An 18,738-nucleotide genomic window follows, 5' to 3' on the forward strand; every position below is an offset into this window, starting at 1 on the left:
GTCAGCAAAGAAGGTTGTCGCCCGTGGCGTACCGGCTCATGATGAAACCAGGTCCTCGGGCATGAGGCCCCGTCACGTGGCACACAACCCCACGCAACTAAGGCGGAGAGGCCGGAAGGGGGGTACAGCGTCAAGCAAAGGGACTCACGGACTATAACAAGCTGTTTTTTTTGCTGTCAAGGCAACCGCAGGCAAGACAAGACGGAAGGAAATGGAATCAGGCAGCGGAGACTTGCACGAGCAATTCCAGCTCGATGGAGGCATTCAACGGCAATTCGGCCGCCCCCAGCGCGACACGGGCATGGCGCCCGGATTCCCCGAAGATTTGCACGAGCAGATCTGACGCGCCGTTGATCACGGCAGGTTGTTGCACGAAGCCTTCAGCGGAGGCCACATGTCCCACGACCCGCACAATCCGCTTGACGCGATCCAGGGATCCCAACTCGGCCCGCACGATCGCCAAAGAATTCAGCAGCGCCACACGTGCCGCCTCTGCGCCGCGCTCCACGTCCAGGTCCTTTCCCAGCTTCCCGGTCACGGCGACCTTGCCGTCGCGAAAGGGCAACACCCCGCTCAGGAACAACAGATCCCCTGCGAGCACGGCCGGGACATAGCTCGCCACCGGTTTGGGAGGTGCCGGCAAAGCGATCCCGAGATTCTTCAGCGCCGCTTCAGCGGACATCGCATACTCCTTTACCCCGAACGCAAGGCGTCCAGGAAACTATCACCCCAGGGCAACCTGGTGGCATGTAAAGCTTCCCCGATCGTCTGCGCTAGATCGGCCGCGGAAGTCCTCGTCCCCAAATTCACGCCGCGCGCCAACTTTGGACCGGTGACAAGGCAGGGCACATATTCCCGGGAATGACCTGGTTTGGGCCTGGCGCAGTCAAACCCGTGATCACCCGTGACGATCAAAAGATCGCCCTGCTTCAACGACTCCTGGATTTCGCGCAGGCGCCGATCGAACTGTTGAAAGGCGTCGACCGTACCCTGCAGATCAAGGCTCAGCAGTGAAATGCTGGCATAAATCAGCCCGCGCGGCACTTTCGTGAACATGCCGACGATTTCATCCATGACCGCCTCGGGCTGCATCAGCGGAATCGAACGCGTGACCCCGCGGCCGCTGAACAGATCACCGACTTTACCCACCCCGATCACAGGCTGGCTTGCGCGGCTCAATTGATCCAGAAGGGTGGGGCCGGCCGGTTCCACGGCAAAGTCACGGCGGCGGTCCGAAAGCACGACGTGACCGGGCCGCCCGCTGAAAGGATAGGCCACGACGCGAATTACCGACGCTAGGCTCTTCAAGAGCCGCCTGGCTTCACGCGCCAATTTGTAGAGTTCTTCTGCCGGAAGGACCTGTTCGTGCGCCGCCAAGAAGATCGTCCCGGTGCTATCCACCCAGGCGATGGGCATCCCGGATGCCCGATGCCGACTGTCGAGTTCCGGAATCAATTCGGTGCCGACCGCGGTGCCGTTGCCCAACGTCTTCTGGCCGATCGCCGCCTCGAGCGCCGTCGCGAGTTCTGGCGTAAAGGTGCTGCAGGGCTGATACGCTTCTTCAATAACGTAGCCGGCCAATTCCCAATGGCCGGTGAGGGAATTCTTGCCTTTGGTGATGAAACCCAGACGACCGAAACAGCCTTCCGGTTGGGCAATTGCGCGAATCCCTCGAAACGATCCGAGATGACCGAGCCCCAACTGTTCGAGGTTGGGTAGGAACAGCCCGTCCGCCGTCGCGGCCAGTCGCTGCAACGTGTTGCAGCCGCCGTCACCGTAGGCTTCAGCATCGGGAAGTTCGCCGACACCCAAACCGTCGACGGCAAGGAGCAGGATTCGGGTAATCATGGGGCGCACTATATCAAATTCCGCAGAACGAGCAAGTTTCTCGACTGGAATTGGCGTGGGGAATCAATGCTCGGCAGGAGTCGGCCCGTGGCTGCGCACAAAATCTTCCAACCGACGCTCGTCCTTGCTGGGGACGGTGAGGAACTCGACGCCGAATTCTCTGCGGGTTGCCCAGCGAACTCGAGCTAATTCGATCTGCACCGGCGAGATTCCCGGTGCCGGCGTGATGGACAGGGTGATGTAGCCCTCGTCCCCCAGAGCAACCTCAGTCTCCACCGCACACCCGCCGAGCCCCAGGTTGTAAACGACACCCTCGCCTTCGATTTCCTCGCTCGAAAACGCCACGGGACAACGACAGCTGATACGGTGGTGCTTGCGCGCTTCGCCCACGTTGCGCCCCCTCCGATCGTCGCCGATTCAGCAACGGGACGGTTGTGCGGCCCGCCACTCTTCGAGAATCTTCAGGCTGGCGCTCGTACCGATCCGGTCTGCCCCGGCCTCTAACATGGCCATCGTCGACTTCCAGTCCCGAATGCCGCCCGACGCTTTGACCTTCGCTCGGCCAGCCACGGCCTCCACCATCAGCCGGACATCTTCCACCGTCGCTCCGGCCTGGGAAAATCCCGTGGAGGTCTTCACATAGTCCATCCCGGCCTCAACCGCCAATCGACAGGCCGCAATCTTTTCATCCCGCGTCAACAGGCATGTCTCCAGAATGACCTTGTGCTCGGCCTTCGGCGTGGCCCTGACGACTTCCATCATATCGGAGCGCACGAGATCGTAATCTCCGGATTTAAGGCGGCTGACATTGATCACCATGTCGAGCACCGTCGCGCCCCGCTCCACACCCTCGACCGCCTCGGCCACCTTCATCTTCGTCGTATGGCCCCCCAAGGGGAATCCAACCGGAATCCCCACCCGAATCCCGGTTCCGGCCACAGCCGCCACTGCTTCATCGATATAGCAGGGAGGAATGAAGATCACACGGAAGTCCAACGACTTCGCTTCGGCACAGAGCCGCAGCACATCCGTCTTCGTCGCTTCGGGTCGCAAGACCGTATGGTCGAGATATATCGGCAGCGCCTCCATCCAACTGACTTGCTTCATCGTGCGTATGCCCTTTCAGTATGTCGATGCGATCGAACCTGGGCTCGTGAGCGGGTCAGGCGCCGTGCGCAACCAGGTGCGCCTTCGCCCGCTTCCGGAAGGGTTCCTTTTGATATTTTTCCACCGCCCGGTTGTGTTCTTCCAATGTTGAGGAAAATTGGTGTGTGCCGTCGTTGCGCGACACGAAATACAAGTAGGGTGCCGCCGCAGGAAACAGTGTAGCCCGAATGGCATGGGCTCCTGGACTTGCGATCGGCCCTGGCGGAAGACCCTGCACGCGGTAGGTATTATAGGGGCTGGGACTGGACAGGTCCCGCTTGTGAATGTTGCCATCGAACGCCGGAAGACCGTAGATCACGGTCGGATCACTTTGCAGCGGGATCTTCTTTCGTAAGCGATTGTGGAACACCGCCGCGATCAATTCCCGTTCGTCCTTCGCGCCTGTTTCCTTTTCGACCACCGAAGCCAGGGTCAGGACTTGATGGCGCGACAGGCGCAGCCGAGCCGCCTGCTCTTGGAGATCCGGCGTCCACACCCGATGAAGTTCGTCGACCATCGCCCGGATCACGTCTTTGGCTTTCACCCCCCGCGGAAAGTTGTACGTCTCGGGGAACAGATAGCCCTCCAGCGAGTCCGCCTCGATTCCAAGCGACGCAATGAACGCCCGGTCGCGCACGAGTTTGGAAAATTCGGTCGGGTCCGTGAGGTGCTGCTCGGCCAACACCTCCGCAATCTGCGCCAGGGTATAGCCCTCCGGCACCGTGACGGGATGCAGCACGACCTTGCCTGCCAGCAGTTTGGCGAGAATATCCTCGGGAGTCATGCCGGCATCCAGTTCATATTCGCCGGGACGAACCCGCTTGGCGCTGTCACGCGCCTTGCCGAGAAGGAGGAAGGCGGACCGGCTGCGAATCAACCCGTCCTGCTTGAGCAGGTTCGCCACCTGCTGGAAGCTGCTGCCTTCTGGGATGATGACGGTTTGGGAAGGAGGTGTGACGGGCCCGCTAGCGACGGGGCTCTGTGCCCACCGCAGCATCTGGTAGCCCGCAATCCCCGTCAGGAGCAACACCACCACGGACAGCCCGATGATCGCTTTCGTTCGCATCATGCGTATGCTCTTCGCTCGAAGATGCGGAACCGTCGAGCGGGGCCTCTCCGTCAAAATCCTGGGAGATGCCCGTCGTCTCGTCCAAGCTCCGCAGGTAACTCTGGAGCAGGATCGCGGCTGCAATGCGATCCACGATGCCCTTGCGCTTGCGCCGGCTGACATCGGCGGCGATCAAAAGATCTTCCGCCGAACGCGTGGTCATTCGTTCGTCCCATGTTACGACCGGCACGGACAGCGCCGCCTCGACCTGCCGCACGAACTGCGCAACCGCCCGAGCAGCCGGGCCGAGTTCGCCGTCCAACCTGAAGGGCATGCCGATCAGGACCCGCCCGACCTCGTGCTCACGCACCAAGTCCTGAATATGCCGAAGGTCGGCCTCAGGACTGCGGCGTTGAAACGTTTCGAGCGGCTGAGCGGTCCAACCCAGTTCGTCGCTCAGGGCAAAGCCGACCCGCTTGGTTCCATAATCAATTGCGAGAATGCGCTGCCCTTTAAGCAAGTTTACCGCTCCAGTGTCTTCTCGACCAGTCCAAACACCTTTTCCAAGGCCGTGCCCAGTCCTTCGGGGTTTTTTCCGCCCGCCTGTGCCATTTCCGGACGCCCGCCCCCGGTGCCCCCGACCTCGGTCGCCATGGACTTGATCAACTCGCCGGCCTTTAGTTTGCCGACAAGATCCTTGGTGACCACCACCAGCAATGTAACCTTGCCGTCGTTGGCAGCTCCCAGGGCCACGACTCCGCTTCGCACCTTATCCCGTAGTTGATCGGCCAGGCCTCGCATGCCGTTGACGTCCAACCCATCGGTTCGCTGAGCATGTACGGTGACCCCTTTGATCTCCCGCACCTGCGCATCACTCGCGGAAGTAGTGGCCATTTTAAGTTTGAGATCCGCGAGTTCTCGTTCTTTGTCCTTGAGCTGCTCCGTCAATTTGCGGGCTCGGCCCACGATATCGGCAGGCACGACCTTCAGAAGATCGGACAGTTCACGCACATCCGACTCCAGCCGTTTGAGAGATTCCAATGCGCCCCTTCCGGTAAGGCACTCGATCCGGCGCACGCCGGCAGCCACTCCGGACTCCGAGACGATGCGAAACACGCCGATCTCGCCGGTGCGCCGGCAATGCGTGCCGCCGCAGAGTTCCTTGCTGAAATCGTGGATCCGGACCACCCGAACCTTTTCCCCGTATTTGTCACCGAAAAATGCCAACGCGCCGCCGGCTACCGCGTCCTGCACCCCCATCACTTCGGTCTGCACGGACTCGTCGAGCCGAATCTGCTCGTTCACCATCCCTTCGATTTCATCGATATCCCGTGCGGTCAAGGGGCGAAAATGGGCGAAATCGAACCGCAAGCGATTGGGGCCGACCAGCGATCCATACTGTTTCACGTGCGGCCCCAACAGATCGCGCAATGCCGCATGGACGAGGTGAGTCGCCGTGTGGTTCCGGGCCGCATCCTGTCTGGATCCCTGGTTGACCGACAGTTGCAATCGGTCCCCTTCCCGAACCGAACCGGCGCGCACGACGCCCTTGTGCACGATCAAGGTCGGCACGGGCCGCGTCGTTTCCCGAATTTCGATGCGGCCGTCGGTGCCGATCAGTAGCCCTTGGTCTCCGACCTGGCCTCCGCCTTCGGCATAGAACGGCGTGACGTCCAGCACGATCTCGACATCATCACCTTCAACGGCTTGCTTGACGAGGCTGTCGCCTTTCAGCAGGGCCTGCACGACACCTTCGGTTTCCAACCGTTCGTACCCGACAAACTGCGTGGTGCCGACTCGGCCGGCCAGTTCGGCCAGGGCCGGGCGTGCCGCCTCCGTCTCAAATCCTCCGGTCTTGCGGGCTCGGTTCCGTTGTTCCTCGATGGCCGCGTCGAACCCGGCCTCGTCTACCTTCATCTGCTGTTCCCGGCAGGCCTCGGTAATCAGGTCCATCGGAAAGCCGTAGGTATCATAGAGCTTGAAGACGTCGGCGCCCGGCAGAACCGTTTGTCCCGCGGCACGCACGTTACCCAGCATGTCGTTCAAGATGGGCAAGCCCTGATCCAGCGTCGCGATGAACCGCTCTTCCTCTCCCCTCGTAGCTTCCGCCACGGTACCGGCCGCGGCGCGCAACTCGCTGTAGGCGCCCGACATCTCATTCACCACGGCAGCGGTCAACTCGTGCAGGAACGGCTCGGTGATTCCGAGGAGTCGTCCGTGCCGGGCCGCTCGGCGGAGAATGCGCCGAAGCACGTAGCCGCGGCCCTCGTTGGACGGCAAGACCCCGTCGGTCATCAAGAAGGTAATCGCCCGAAGGTGATCGGCGATGACGCGCATCGACCGGTCGCCCTCTTCCTTCTCACCGTACTGCACGCCGGCCCGCTTCCCGATGGCTGCGAGCAGCGGCGTAAACAGGTCGCTGTCGTAATTACTGAACCGGCCCTGCGCCACGGCCGCCAGCCGCTCCAACCCCATGCCCGTATCGATCGAGGGCTTGGGAAGAGGGTGCAACGTCCCGGCGCTGTCGCGATTGAACTGCATGAAGACAAGGTTCCAAATCTCGATGACCCGATCGCCCTCGCCGTTCGGCCGATCGTCCCCGGGAACCGACGGCCCTTGATCAAAGTGCAGCTCGGAGCAGGGCCCGCAGGGGCCGGTATCGGCCATCTGCCAGAAATTATCTTTTTCGCCGCAGCGCACGATACGATCCGGCGAGACGCCCATTTGTTTCCACAAGCGATCCGCCTCGTCGTCTTCCCGAAAAATCGTCACCCACATGCGGTCCTTGTTGAGTCCGACGACCGACGTGAGAAATTCCCAACCGAAGCGAATAGCGTCCTGCTTGAAGTAATCGCCGAAAGAGAAGTTGCCCAGCATTTCGAAAAACGTATGGTGGCGCCGGGTGTACCCGACGTTTTCCAGATCGTTGTGCTTCCCGCCCGCCCGCAAGCACTTCTGTACCGTCACCGCCCGATTGTAGGCGCGCGTCTCTTCACCCAAAAATACGCGTTTGAATTGATTCATCCCGGCGTTGGTGAACAGGAGGGTCGGATCCGCCTGCGGGATCAACGGAGAACTCGGCACGGCCCGATGCCCGTGCTGCTCGAAATACCGGATGAATGCCTGCCGTAGTTCCTTTGCGCTGTGGCTCATCATTCCTCTGATCCCGTGTCCAGGTTGATCTGCGTCACATCATGAATGGTGTCATCGTCGAATCCGCGCTGCCGAAGGAATCGGATCAACTGGTTCGGGGTTGACCGGACCCGCCCTTCCAAGGCGCGGCACGCCAATTCTTCTTCCGATCGCCCATGAAACGCTCGGCGGACGGCTCGATCTACGGTCGATTCATCGAAGCCTCGGTTGAGTAACTCCGCCGTCAGGCGCTGGGCCCCCATCGGTCGGCGTGAGAGCGCGCGCTCGGCCCAACGGACCGCGAAGGCCTCATCGTTCAGATACCCCCGCCGCTCCAACTCCCGCACGACCGCGCGGCATTGGGCTTCGGACGCGCCCTTTGCCTGCAACGCCCGCTCGATCTGCGCGACCGTCTTATCGCTTCGCGCTAGCGCCCGCACCGCAATGGCAAGATAGTCCCGGTCGGCTTCGCGTGAGTGCCCGGTCCTCCGAGGTCTCGCCATCCCCCGGCCTATGTCGTGGCTCTGGCACTATGCCCGCGCTTTTCGTCGTGCCGGCCTTCGGCCTTCCGCTCCACCTTTTCAGCCTTGGGCTCCGCCGCCTCGGCCTGCTTTTCCTGTTTGCGCCCGCCCAATCCCGCGGCTTCGCGGATCTTCCCTTCGATTTCCTTCGCGACCGCCGGATTCGTCTTCAAGAAATCGCGAACCGCTTCGCGTCCCTGTCCCAGCCGTTCTCCCTTATAGGAGTACCAGGCGCCGGCTTTTTCCATGATGCGCTTGTCGACACCCATGTCCACCAATTCCCCGGCCTTCGAGATCCCCTCCGCGAACATGATGTCGAACTCGGCCTGCTTGAAGGGCGGCGCCATCTTGTTCTTCACGACCTTGACCCGAACCCGGCTGCCGGTAACGTCCTGGCCTTCCTTGATGGACTCGATGCGGCGAATGTCCAACCGAACCGACGAGTAAAATTTCAGCGCATTGCCACCGGTGGTGGTTTCGGGATTCCCGAACATCACGCCCAGCTTCATGCGGATTTGATTGATGAAAATCACCGTCGTCAGGGACTTGGAGATCGCAGCCGTCAGCTTTCGCAAAGCCTGGGACATCAAGCGCGCCTGCAGCCCCATATGGGCGTCGCCCATTTCCCCTTCGATTTCAGCCCGCGGGACCAACGCCGCCACGGAGTCGACCACGATCAAATCGATCGCGCCGCTGCGAACGAGCGTCTCCGCGATCTCGAGCGCCTGCTCACCGGTATCCGGTTGCGACACCAGCAGATCGTCCGTCTGCACACCCAATTTTTTTGCGTATCCCAGGTCCAACGCATGCTCGGCATCGATGAACGCCGCCACCCCGCCGGCCTTTTGGGCCTCGGCAATTGCATGCAACGTCAACGTCGTCTTTCCAGACGATTCCGGACCGAAGATCTCGATCACCCGGCCTCGGGGAATCCCGCCCACACCCAGCGCAATGTCCAACCCCAACGACCCGGTAGAAATGGCAGGCACGTCCGCCGGACGGTCTTCGGTGCCCAACTTCATGACGGCACCCTTGCCGTACTGCTTTTCAATCTGGGCCAGCGCCAGGTCCAACGCGCGCTTTTTCTCGTCTTTCTCAGCCATTGAGTACTCCTTCCAGTATCGTAACTCGTGGTGTGCAGCGTGCCCTGTCCAACGCAGGCGTCAACGCACCGACGGGCGTCCAGTTGACCGAGCAGGCACCGGGTAGGGCCCACAGCGACCGGGACCGGGTAGGCGAATGGCGGATTATACCGGAGTCCTGATGGAGAAACCTAGTCTCGAACCCCGCAGAAACCCCGTAAGCCACCGAGGAATCGACCACGTAACTCCGCTGAACCCTTGAACGCTCGGCAGGCAGTCTTGACGGGACCGACCTCGCTGCTATCTTTGAATTCACGGAACCTTCTGAACAAGCCCTACCATGCACCAGCCGTTGCCCCTTCGCCCCCTTGAACCTCACGCCTTGGACACCGCGGCTTGGCGTTCCCTCCTGCGGGACGCATTTCTGCTCTATCTCCTGACGTTTGGAGGCGGCGTCGCACTTGGCTTGTTCGGCTTCGCCCCAACCTCATATAACCTCCTGCTTTTCATGTTCGTCTCGAACATACTGCTGGTGGTTGGCTTTACCGTCGCGGGCCTCGTCACACCCTACCCCCGCTGGCAGTACCTGCCAGCAGTCGGCATGCTGCTCTGGCTCATCTGTCTCATGAATATCCCGCTCGGATTCGAGAGCGTGGGGAGTTGGTTCGTAAGCTCGATCTCCTACCTGCTCACGGTGGCAATCGGGAGCGGGCTTTCCCAGTTGATCGCTAAAATCACGAAAATGGTGCCTGCGCAGCCGGACCATCGCCCAGCCTAAACCTCGCCGGCCTGTGAATCATCTCCTGCACCGGTAGTCGGTAACCGCACATCCCATAATCTCGTATAGACGGGCCCGCCGGGACGAAGGTCGCTCTTCATCAGCACGACCCCGTCGACAGGCAGGATGCCGAGGGACAACGGATGATCCAACACACCGGATCGCAGCAACGCTTGCCCGATCGACCGCTCACCTTCTTTCACGCGGGCTAACGTGAGGTGCGGCGCAAACGGCCTGGTCTCCCACTCGAAACCCAGCGCCTCGCAACGGGCCTCCACGAGTCGATGCAGCGACGCCAACTCAGCGGCCTCTGCCCCCTGCTCCCAGGATTCGGCCGGCCCGATCCAAAGTACTCGCGGTTGCATCGCGCGAGGAAACACACCGAGCCTGGTCAACGGAAGCGCAACCCTTCGCTGCCCCAGCAGCGACTCATCCAAATCGGCCTTCAGCTGATCAACGACCTGTTCGTCCGTCTCGCCGAGAAACTTCAGGGTCAGGTGCATCAAATCCGGCTGTACCCATCCCACACGACTTCCGCGCTCCGCGTTCCGTTCGAGTCGTCGCTTCAGCTCCTGTTGAAACGCTCCCACAGCCGCCTTGAGCTGAGCCGGCAACTCTATGGCGAGAAACAGTCGCATTATGAAGTGGTCCGGCCCTGCAGCCATCGACGCAATAAATCCAGGGCTGCTTGTGACGAACGTTGCTTGATCGTGTGGCGATCGCCATGAAACCGATATTCCCTGGTCATGACACTTCCCTCGCCCCCGTCCAAACCGATATAGACCAATCCCACGGGCTTAGTCGGAGTCGCCCCACCCGGTCCGGCGATACCCGTGACGCTCAAGCCGATGGATACGTGTCCACGTTCTCTGATCCCTCTGGCCATGGCCGCCGCAACTTCCTGGCTCACCGCGCCATGCTCGGCAATCAAGCTGGCCGGAACTCCCAGCATGTCCGTCTTGGCTCGGTTGCTGTAACAGACTACTCCTCGGTCCATATAGATCGAAGCTCCAGGCACTTGCGTCAGCCGATGCGCGATCAGGCCTCCCGTGCACGACTCTGCAAGTCCCAGCGTAAGACGACGATCCGCCAACAGACGCCCCACCACCTCTTCCATCGATTCGCCGCCTTCGGCATACAGCCATTCGCGAAGGCGCCCTCGCACCGCGTCGCTCAACTCCTCGATCCTGCTCCGGCCGGCCGCATGGCCGGGCTTGGTCGTGAGCGACACCAAGACTCCCAACGGAGAAGCGAGCATCCCCAGGTCAATCGGCACTCCGGCCGGCACGACTCCTTTTAGGGCTGCGTCGACGTCGGCTTCCGGCACCCCCACAGTATGGAAGACGCGGCGAACGAGCGGTGAGAGTCCGACCACTTTATGTCCAGCCAGCCATGCACCGACTTCAGGGAGAACGGTCTGCTTCACCATGGCCTCCATTTCGCGGGGTACCCCAGGCAAGGACGCGATGAAGGCCCCCTTCCACACCAACGAAAAGCCCGGCGCCGATCCCACTGGATTCGGCAACACTAACGCTTTCGCCGGAATGAGGGCCTGCCGCAATTGCGCTGTGCTCGGACTCCTCCCCCACTGTGCCAGCCGCGCCGTCATGCCCTCCAGGGCTTCCTTGCGGCGACCCAATCGGCAACCGGTCGCCTTCGCCACCGCATCTCTGGTGAGATCGTCCACCGTCGGTCCCAGACCTCCCGTCATCACCACGACCCTGGCCCGTCGCACCGCTGTCTGCAACACGGCCATGATGTCGGAGAGATCGTCTCCCACAACGGTTTTGTAGCGGAGCTCGATCCCGATGGAAGCCAATTGTTCGCCCAGGAACAGGCTGTTGGTATCCACTCGCCCGCCTTGCAAGAGCTCCGACCCAATCGCAATCGTCTCTCCATACCAAGCCACCGCCTTGCTCATCGCCACCTCGTTCGGACACACCTCGACCTATCCAACATCCAACACCTCGTCGGGATTTATTCGATTTGGGAAAAGTCGAGGTCAAAACTGACCTCACCGCCGGCGGAGGGAAACACCATCAACCGTGTTTTCGCCAGCGGATCCAATTCAGCATAGGAAAACTGCGCGATTACCTTGGCTCGATAGGCCGGCTGCTGGGGCCAAACCGAGGTGCGGTCGCCGCGGGCATCGAAACGCACGTTGACTGGTTTGATGCTCCGCCCTGCCTGTTCCAGCACGACATAACTGTCCAGAGCAAAGTTCATCCGCTCGCCGAAAATGACCACGTTGATCAGCAGATTCGGATTGGCCAGCACCTGTTCGATGTCTTGCTCCGTCGGCTCCAGGGCGCGCAGGGAGAGATGGCTGGCCATGACCAGCAGACTGCCGAGCTTGGTCATGATGAATCCGCGCGGCTTCAGATCCTCGGCAGCCCCGAACGTACTGTGCAGTTGATCCGGCGAGACCCGCTGCTCCGCGGCGGCCTTGCCGCGATCGATGACCGCATGAATCTGCTCGGGCGTCGGCGACAATTCGATTGCGCCGACCGGCGAAGCGAAACTCAGCAGACTGCCGCCCAACAACAGCAGGCTCCTCGCCGAAGCATGGACCCGTCGTGGGATCAACTTGTCCATCCGACCTCCGTTCTCCGCAGTAACAGATCGGTTTTCACGTGTCAATCTGCGGCGACGGTGCGTGGCGATGTGTTGACAGGCCTCAAGTTGAAATGCTAAACAGGACAGCTCATATTCTTTTACTTTTTCAAGAAGTTGCCTGGAGGACCGCCATGTCCAGCCCCGAACAAACACCCCGTCGCCAATTCGTGAATTTTGCCTTCTACAGAATCGATCCCGCCTGGCGCCGCCTCTCGGAAGACGAGCGCACGCGCGGCAAGCAGGAATTTCTCCGGGCCGTCGAGGAGTACGCCGGTAAAGTCTTGGTCATCGCTTACACCACGGTCGGTATCCGGGGTGATTGCGATTTGATGCTCTGGCGCATCAGCTACGAGTTGGAACTTTTCCAAGAAATGACGACCAAGATCCTGACATCCGGGCTCGGCAAGTATTTGACCACGCCCTATTCGTACCTTGCCATGACCAAGCGCTCGATCTATGTGGACAACCACACGCATGAGAATCAGGAAAGCAAGCGGCTGACCGTGGTTCCGGGCAAGGCCAAGTACATCTTCGTCTATCCGTTCGTGAAGACCCGCGAATGGTTCCTGCTGACGAAGGCCGCTCGCCAGGGCATGATGGACGAGCACATTGAAGTCGGTCACCGGTTCCCGTCGGTGAAGCTGAACACCACCTACTCGTTCGGTTTGGACGACCAGGAATGGGTAGTCGCGTTCGAGAGCGACAAGCCGGAAGACTTCTTGGACCTCGTGATGGCCTTGCGCGAAACGGAAGGGAGCCGCTACACGCTCCGTGACACGCCGATCTTCACCTGTATTCGGAAGAGCCTGAAGGAATCATTGGACACGCTGGGGGGCTGAACCTCGCATCCATAGAACCTGACACGGCCTTCGGTCCCTGACCGAAGGCCGTGTCGTTTCGGGCCCACGCGCCAAACCGACCGACAGAACGATCCCGACCTCATCCCATGTCCCATCCTTCTCCTCCCGCAACAGACCGACGCGCGGCTCTGCTCTCAGCCCTCATTCCTGGGCTCGGACAACTGATGCAAGGACGGATACGGTGGGGCCTCGTCTGCTGTGTCGCCACGATCGTGCTGATTCTTATCAGTGGCGCACTGGGCCGAATCTCGGGACGCGCAGCGGAGGTCTTCTTCTTCATGCTGCTGGCACTCCCATGGTGGGCCTTTCAAAGTTATGATGCGGCACTGGGACCGTCCGAAACCGGGCTCGGTGCCGCCAGGAGCTGGCACAGGGTATGGAGCGAGGGGCACGACCTGCGCTTTCTGGGCCTGTTGTTCCTGATCAGCGCCGTCAACGACACCATCATCATCGCCAAGAACCCGGATTACCTCCTTCCATTTTTTTGCACCAAACTGGATGGCCTCGCAGGCACGGTGACGAAAGCCATCTCTCCAATTTTGCACACCTTGGTCGGCTACGGATTCCTCTATCTTTATCGCTGGTCCCTGCTGGTCTATTTGATCTATGCCGCCTATGGCACGACCAATTCGCTCGTCAACCTCACCTGTTTCGGCCCTGGCCGAGTCCGCAATACCATGCTGGCGAGTCTCATCCTTTTTACCGCTTATATCCTGTGGCGGCGTAAGGTGTTCCGTCGATAACGATGGCATCGGCGGCTGCTTTGACACCCGCTTGAACGGTGTGTTACCTGTACATGTTGCACGCCCCGACTCTTCAAATGGAGCATTGAGTATGGCTGATACCACTGCCCTCTATGCGATTCGCTTCCCGGACGGCTCGGTCAGCTTGTATATCGACGAGGAATACGCGACGGAACGCGGGGTCGACCCGGCGAAGCTGGTCCGCGTCGAGATTCCCCGCGAGTTGTTCATCAGCGGGACGATTGAGCAGGTCCGCGAGTATGTCGCGGTCTACCTCGAAAACAGTCCCCAAGGCACAGCCTAGCGCCGGTTCTGGCACGTTACAGGAAAGGTCTTCACGATGCCGTCCCTCCTGACAGAATCACACATCAACTCGGTCCTCGACAGCTTTCCAATTCAAGGCCGTATCATGCTGAAGCTGTTGCTGCTGCAGCATTATGACTTGACCGAGGAAGACATCAATTACATCGCGCTTGATCGACCGGACCCGCGCTGCGTCTCCGGGACCAAACCGACCAATCTGGTGATCACGCAGGATACGCTCAATGGTGTCCACAGCCGCCGCGATGAATATCGCCGCCGCGTTCGCCTGCGACGGGAGCGACTGTGGCTTCAGATGGAGTGCCTGAAGCGGATGTCGGCCTTGGCCGACGGTATGGTGGCAGCCGCTATCCACTTGCTGCAGACTAAGTTCCAAGCCACGCCGGAATCAATCGCGGCCCTCAAGCAGCAGGCCCGGACTGCCGTGCCCAAACCTATGATCCGTATGCTGGAGCGCCGCTGGGAAGAGAATGACATCACGGCGGAGGCCTATCAGGAAGCCAGGCTCGGCATTGAACTCCAGACGCAACTCCGCCTGGTCGAGAAGTATCGGAAGCGCTTCGAGCTCTCGGAACGCGAATGGAAGACCGTGAACGCCTCTCCCTTGCAGGACCACGAGATCGGCCACATTTGGGGTATTCCGGCCGGCAGTTTGGCCGCAAGGAAGGTAAAGTATCTTCACCAATACATGCAGGCCCTACAAAAGGCACTGCAGGCGACCGCTCCGGCCGCTACTCCCGGGAGCGCTCCGCTCGATTTGTGGAAAGAAACGCTGGCCGTGCTCGGCGAACGCCCGGTGGAACGTTCGATCGCATCGTATGACGGATTGGAGCGCACTGAAGAAGCGCTGCTCGAGAAGCTGCAGGCTTTTGCGTGGGGGACGCTGACGGAAGACCTCGAAGCCAAATTCTGGCTCTCGCTGGTCCATGGTGCGAGTTCGAACGCCGTCCACTCGGAACCGACCCGATCCGTATTCGGACTCCAACGGTTGTTGGCTGTCCTCTCCGACATTGATACCAGCCAAGAGGCGATTCAACAGGAAATGCTCGTCAGGACGACTCCGGCCTCGAAGGACGATCCTGCACTACTCGAAGGGCAGGCGCAGGCGGCACCGGTCATCTCCGAACTCCAACAGCATATCCTCAACAGCTTCCACGGCGAAGACCGCGGCGATCGCTAGCCAAGTCCCTGCAGTCTCGAACAAAAATGTTCGAGACCGCAACATTGGCGGCTGGTTTTTTTCCCGCTGCGACTTCTCACAGTCATGTCGATTCGGTATAATTTCACCATCCTGTTTCCTCCACGCTCAAGGAGGCTGCCCATGGGAACCAGACCGGCATTGTCCCTACTCGTGCTCGCCACCGTCGCCATCTTATGCGGATCGCCGCTGGTCCTTTCAGCTGCGTCCATGGTGGAAGTGACGGAGTTGCTCGCCCACCCCGACCACTATGACCACCAAGTCGTTACGGTCAGCGGCAAGGTCAGCAATTTTCAACTGGCGACGAATCGGGATGGTCGACCGGCCTTCGGATTCCTTCTGCAGGATCCCGCCGGTACGGTGAAAGTCGTGGGGCTCGGCAAGGCGGAAGTTCGCGAGGGCGATTACGTGGTCGTCGAAGGGATCTTCAGCCGACTCCGGCAAGCAGGCCGGGCAATCGTCTATAACGAAATCAAGGCGAGTTCGGTCCAGTCCATGACGCAGGTGAACCCGGACTTGGTCGGCTAAACCGCCGCACCCCGGGCCGCCTCCTCTGCGCTTCGGATATCCACGACCGTCACCTCGAAGTAGAGGGTTTTTCCTGCCAATGGATGGTTGAGATCCAGCACGATCGTATCGGATTTGATCTCAGCCACGTAGGGAAACACAGCTCGACCGTCCGGTGCTTTGGCCTCAAGCTTCGCTCCCACGCGGCGGGCGTCCTCAGGCACTCGTGCCTTCTGGACTTCGAAGAATCCTTCCGGATGACTCTCACCGTATCCTTCCGATGGTGATACGACGATGACGCGCGTGGCCCCCTTCGCCATGCCGTCCAATCCCGCCTCAAGCCCGCGCAGAATTTCGTCCTGCCCATGCGTATACATCAGTGGGGTCTCACCGACCGTGCTGTCGACGACCCGTTCGTCCTCCAACCGCAACGTATAGTCGACTGACACGACGGCACCTTTCGAGACAATCATCTGCGACCTCCTTGAAGCTCAGGCGTGCTGGCAGACCGTGCCGCGGAATCGCTACGAAGCATGATCCGCCGGGAGCTGCGCACCTCCGTCACCGTACCATAGGGTCTCCATGTGGTCATGGAAATAGCAACAACCCGCGACGCATCGCACGGAAATACGAAACACAGCTTGCGAAGCATGATGGGCTGAGAGACCAGAGGAGGCGAGCGTGGCGAAGACGCTCGCCTTCACCAGTAGCGGAAGGGACCGGAGTCAAGATGCACGAATCGACCGCGCGGATAATAACCGACGCCCCCGCAGCCGAGGCGCATCGCCGCATCGCGAACCATCCGCAGCGGCACTCCGGGAATTTGCAGATCCACGGCCTGTCCAAGAACATGGTAACTGTTCCGCACCGCCTTGGTGCCCCTGCGAATCAGTTCTTCGTTATACGCGGGCGACCGATAGCCTGAGACGATCAGCAGCTCGCGTGAACGGCCCACGCGTTTCTGCACCAGGTTCATGAACTCGATCACCTGCACGTCCATCATCATGGATTCATTCGTGTGATGACAACGCAACAGGTAGTTGAGATCATTGAGGGCCTCCTGATCATACGTCCCTGTATCGGTTCGATAGGTCACCGACAGCCGCTCGTCGGTGTGCAGGTTGTAGAGATTCAGCCGTCCTTCCGGCAACGCGCGCGCGGAAGCGATGGAGGGAAACACCAAGCGGCTCAGCCATAAAGCAAAACCGGCTCCGGCCGTCTGCAACACACGGCGTCTGGTCCATGCGGACTGTTCGTCGAATACCACCGTTGCTCCTGTGGGGAATTCGTTGGGACGTATGCGGTTGGACTCTGCAGTTCTTAGCAAATGCCGAGCACGCGGTCAATCCTTTCCGGGAATTTTCTTCTTGTCCTCCGATTCTTGCTTCTCTCACCCCGTGTCGGCATGAGAGCCGAAGCAGATGACAACGAAGCCCTGCGAGTTTCCTCGCAGGGCTTCAATCCGATAGAAACCGGGGCGCTACGTATGTCAGTGATCCGACATCACGGCCTGCTCGGGCCCGGCAGGCATCCGCAAAGAGTCCGGTGTACGATCCATGCCGTATTGCCGCAAGCGTCGGTAGAGTGTGGATCGGCTGATGCCCAACTCTTGCGCCGCGCGGCTCAAATTTCCATGCGACAGCGTAAACGCCTTCACGATCAGTTCGGTTTCAATGCGTTGTTGATTGACCTTGAGCGAGATCGACTCGTAATCCGACGACGGCGACTCGACCGGTAACGCCAAGTCCGCCGGTGTCAGTTGCGAACCTTCCGCCATCAGCACGCCACGCCAGACGCTGTTCGAGAGTTCCCGCACATTGCCGGGCCAGCTGTACGCGCGCAAGGCCTCCACGGCTTCCTGGGTGAACCCCAGCACGCGCTTCTGGTGGTGCGCGGCCGCTTGCCGGAGAAATACCGTCGCCAGCAACATGATATCGCCCCCACGCTCACGCAAGGGCGGCAGATTGATGTGTACGACGGCAAGACTGTAATAGAGATCCTCGCGAAACGCCCCCTGCTCGATCGACTCCTTCAGATCACCTTTCGTCGCGGCAATGATCCGCACATCGAGCTCGATACGGCGATGTCCCGCCGCACGTTCAAAAGCGCGCTCCTGCAAAAAGCGCAGCAGCTTGATCTGCAAAGCCACAGGCAGCTCTCCGACTTCATCCAGGAACAGCGTGCCTCCCTGAGCCTGATCGAACTTCCCCGCCTGTTCGATCGACAGGCCCCCCGGCACCCCACGTTCGATGCCGAACAGTTCCGCTTCGAGCAGGTTTTCGGGAATGGCGCTGCAGTCGATGGCGACGAAGGGGCCTGCCGCCCGGCGGCTACGGGCATGAATCGCACGAGCCGTGAGTTCCTTCCCTGTTCCGTTCTCTCCACTGATCAGCAGGGGAACATCGGACGAAGAAACCTTCCGGATCGCGTCAAAAATCTTGTTGATGTTCTGGCTAGCCCCGACCATGCCTGGGATATCCTCACACATGGGAGCGACGGCGGCCTGGGCGGATTCCTGCTCCAGCCCCGACATCCAGAGCGCACGCCTCAATACGGCCCGAAGCAATTCCGGGTCGAACGGCTTCATGATGACATCGAACGCCCCGGTGCGGGCGGCACTGGCCGCCACCTGCCGGTCGGATGGACCGACGCACACCACGGTCTTCACGGTCTCATCGAGTTGCCGAATTTCCTGCAGGAGCCGAAGCGCTTCATCCTGGTCCGCCTGGGTCGTGCGATCGAGGTTGAGCACGACAACCGAGGGCGCGTGGGCTTGCAGAGACTCCGGTACCGCAGTGCTCCGATCGGCCGTCATGACCTCACACGACTCTCCGACCGCCGTACGAATGATCTGCGCAATAGGCGCGCGGTCTTCAATGAGCAAGAGTTTCGTTTTCGGCACGATGAGCCTCCCTTCGGCTTCAGGTGAGAATCAGAT

At 60.5% G+C, this 18,738-nt stretch carries 21 protein-coding genes; 6 read left to right on the top strand and 15 right to left on the bottom strand.

What is annotated here, in order from left to right; all coding sequences use genetic code 11:
• Positions 1 to 217 precede the first annotated feature (217 nt).
• The 9 genes from KF814_03265 to recA all read right to left on the bottom strand — a co-directional run bounded on the left by KF814_03265 (position 218) and on the right by recA (position 8,798).
• Positions 218 to 682 (bottom strand): RidA family protein, encoded by a 465-nt coding sequence (locus tag KF814_03265; GenBank protein ID MBX3235148.1) that lies wholly within the window; start codon positions 680 to 682, stop codon positions 218 to 220.
• Between the two features lie 11 nt (positions 683 to 693).
• Positions 694 to 1,848 (bottom strand): phosphopentomutase, encoded by a 1,155-nt coding sequence (locus KF814_03270; protein ID MBX3235149.1) that lies wholly within the window; start codon positions 1,846 to 1,848, stop codon positions 694 to 696.
• Positions 1,849 to 1,911: 63 nt separating this feature from the next.
• Positions 1,912 to 2,238 carry a PilZ domain-containing protein gene (locus tag KF814_03275; protein ID MBX3235150.1) on the bottom strand — a complete coding sequence of 109 codons (327 nt, stop codon included), beginning with the start codon at positions 2,236 to 2,238 and terminating at the stop codon, positions 1,912 to 1,914.
• Between the two features lie 27 nt (positions 2,239 to 2,265).
• Positions 2,266 to 2,955 carry a deoxyribose-phosphate aldolase gene (gene deoC, locus KF814_03280; protein ID MBX3235151.1) on the bottom strand — a complete coding sequence of 230 codons (690 nt, stop codon included), beginning with the start codon at positions 2,953 to 2,955 and terminating at the stop codon, positions 2,266 to 2,268.
• A 55-nt stretch (positions 2,956 to 3,010) separates the two neighbouring features.
• Complete coding sequence (mltG, locus tag KF814_03285; GenBank protein ID MBX3235152.1) at positions 3,011 to 4,063, bottom strand: endolytic transglycosylase MltG; 1,053 nt, start codon at positions 4,061 to 4,063, stop codon at positions 3,011 to 3,013.
• The gene (gene ruvX, locus KF814_03290; protein MBX3235153.1) at positions 3,960 to 4,562 is read right to left on the bottom strand and encodes a Holliday junction resolvase RuvX; all 603 of its coding nucleotides are present in this window, start codon (positions 4,560 to 4,562) and stop codon (positions 3,960 to 3,962) included. The genes mltG and ruvX overlap by 104 nt, the downstream gene beginning before the upstream one ends.
• 2 nt (positions 4,563 to 4,564) lie before the next feature.
• Positions 4,565 to 7,195, bottom strand: coding sequence for an alanine--tRNA ligase (gene alaS, locus KF814_03295; GenBank protein MBX3235154.1), 2,631 nt, complete (start codon positions 7,193 to 7,195; stop codon positions 4,565 to 4,567).
• A complete protein-coding gene (locus KF814_03300) occupies positions 7,195 to 7,677 on the bottom strand; it encodes a regulatory protein RecX (protein MBX3235155.1) in 483 nt (160 codons plus the stop codon). The genes alaS and KF814_03300 overlap by 1 nt, the downstream gene beginning before the upstream one ends.
• Positions 7,678 to 7,685: 8 nt before the next feature.
• Positions 7,686 to 8,798 (bottom strand): recombinase RecA, encoded by a 1,113-nt coding sequence (recA, locus tag KF814_03305; GenBank protein ID MBX3235156.1) that lies wholly within the window; start codon positions 8,796 to 8,798, stop codon positions 7,686 to 7,688.
• A gap of 319 nt (positions 8,799 to 9,117) precedes the next feature.
• Here recA and KF814_03310 point away from each other — a divergent pair, with 319 nt between their 5' ends.
• The gene (locus KF814_03310) at positions 9,118 to 9,555 is read left to right on the top strand and encodes a hypothetical protein (GenBank protein MBX3235157.1); all 438 of its coding nucleotides are present in this window, start codon (positions 9,118 to 9,120) and stop codon (positions 9,553 to 9,555) included.
• On the opposite strand, the gene thpR is transcribed toward KF814_03310, so the two are convergent.
• The 3 genes from thpR to KF814_03325 are packed head-to-tail and all read right to left on the bottom strand — an operon-like array spanning position 9,552 to position 12,150.
• The gene (thpR, locus tag KF814_03315) at positions 9,552 to 10,193 is read right to left on the bottom strand and encodes an RNA 2',3'-cyclic phosphodiesterase (protein MBX3235158.1); all 642 of its coding nucleotides are present in this window, start codon (positions 10,191 to 10,193) and stop codon (positions 9,552 to 9,554) included. The genes KF814_03310 and thpR overlap by 4 nt on opposite strands.
• Positions 10,193 to 11,476 carry a competence/damage-inducible protein A gene (locus KF814_03320; protein MBX3235159.1) on the bottom strand — a complete coding sequence of 428 codons (1,284 nt, stop codon included), beginning with the start codon at positions 11,474 to 11,476 and terminating at the stop codon, positions 10,193 to 10,195. The genes thpR and KF814_03320 overlap by 1 nt, the downstream gene beginning before the upstream one ends.
• A gap of 56 nt (positions 11,477 to 11,532) precedes the next feature.
• Entirely contained in the window at positions 11,533 to 12,150 is a 618-nt protein-coding gene (locus KF814_03325) for a hypothetical protein (protein MBX3235160.1), read from the bottom strand.
• Positions 12,151 to 12,302: 152 nt separating this feature from the next.
• Between KF814_03325 and KF814_03330 the strand changes: the two genes are divergently transcribed.
• The 5 genes from KF814_03330 (at position 12,303) to KF814_03350 (ending at position 15,821) form a co-directional block, all read left to right on the top strand.
• Complete coding sequence (locus tag KF814_03330) at positions 12,303 to 13,010, top strand: chlorite dismutase family protein (GenBank protein MBX3235161.1); 708 nt, start codon at positions 12,303 to 12,305, stop codon at positions 13,008 to 13,010.
• Positions 13,011 to 13,195: 185 nt separating this feature from the next.
• Positions 13,196 to 13,774, top strand: coding sequence for a hypothetical protein (locus tag KF814_03335; protein ID MBX3235162.1), 579 nt, complete (start codon positions 13,196 to 13,198; stop codon positions 13,772 to 13,774).
• Positions 13,775 to 13,865: 91 nt separating this feature from the next.
• On the top strand, positions 13,866 to 14,078 hold the full coding sequence (locus KF814_03340; protein ID MBX3235163.1) for a hypothetical protein: 213 nt from the start codon (positions 13,866 to 13,868) through the stop codon (positions 14,076 to 14,078).
• Positions 14,079 to 14,183: 105 nt separating this feature from the next.
• Positions 14,184 to 15,275: a hypothetical protein gene (locus KF814_03345; GenBank protein MBX3235164.1), complete on the top strand. Its 1,092-nt coding sequence runs from the start codon at positions 14,184 to 14,186 to the stop codon at positions 15,273 to 15,275.
• 141 nt (positions 15,276 to 15,416) lie between these two features.
• Positions 15,417 to 15,821, top strand: coding sequence for a cytochrome c maturation protein CcmE (locus tag KF814_03350; GenBank protein MBX3235165.1), 405 nt, complete (start codon positions 15,417 to 15,419; stop codon positions 15,819 to 15,821).
• On the opposite strand, the gene KF814_03355 is transcribed toward KF814_03350, so the two are convergent.
• From KF814_03355 to KF814_03365, 3 genes are all read right to left on the bottom strand, one after another.
• Positions 15,818 to 16,273 carry an FKBP-type peptidyl-prolyl cis-trans isomerase gene (locus KF814_03355; protein MBX3235166.1) on the bottom strand — a complete coding sequence of 152 codons (456 nt, stop codon included), beginning with the start codon at positions 16,271 to 16,273 and terminating at the stop codon, positions 15,818 to 15,820. The two genes, KF814_03350 and KF814_03355, sit on opposite strands and share 4 nt — an antisense overlap.
• Positions 16,274 to 16,500: 227 nt before the next feature.
• Complete coding sequence (locus KF814_03360) at positions 16,501 to 17,100, bottom strand: DUF882 domain-containing protein (protein MBX3235167.1); 600 nt, start codon at positions 17,098 to 17,100, stop codon at positions 16,501 to 16,503.
• Between the two features lie 189 nt (positions 17,101 to 17,289).
• Complete coding sequence (locus KF814_03365; GenBank protein ID MBX3235168.1) at positions 17,290 to 18,702, bottom strand: sigma-54-dependent Fis family transcriptional regulator; 1,413 nt, start codon at positions 18,700 to 18,702, stop codon at positions 17,290 to 17,292.
• Positions 18,703 to 18,738: the final 36 nt, after the last annotated feature.

It is taken from the genome of Nitrospiraceae bacterium, assembly GCA_019637075.1.
Classification (GTDB): Bacteria; Nitrospirota; Nitrospiria; order Nitrospirales; family Nitrospiraceae; genus JAHBWI01.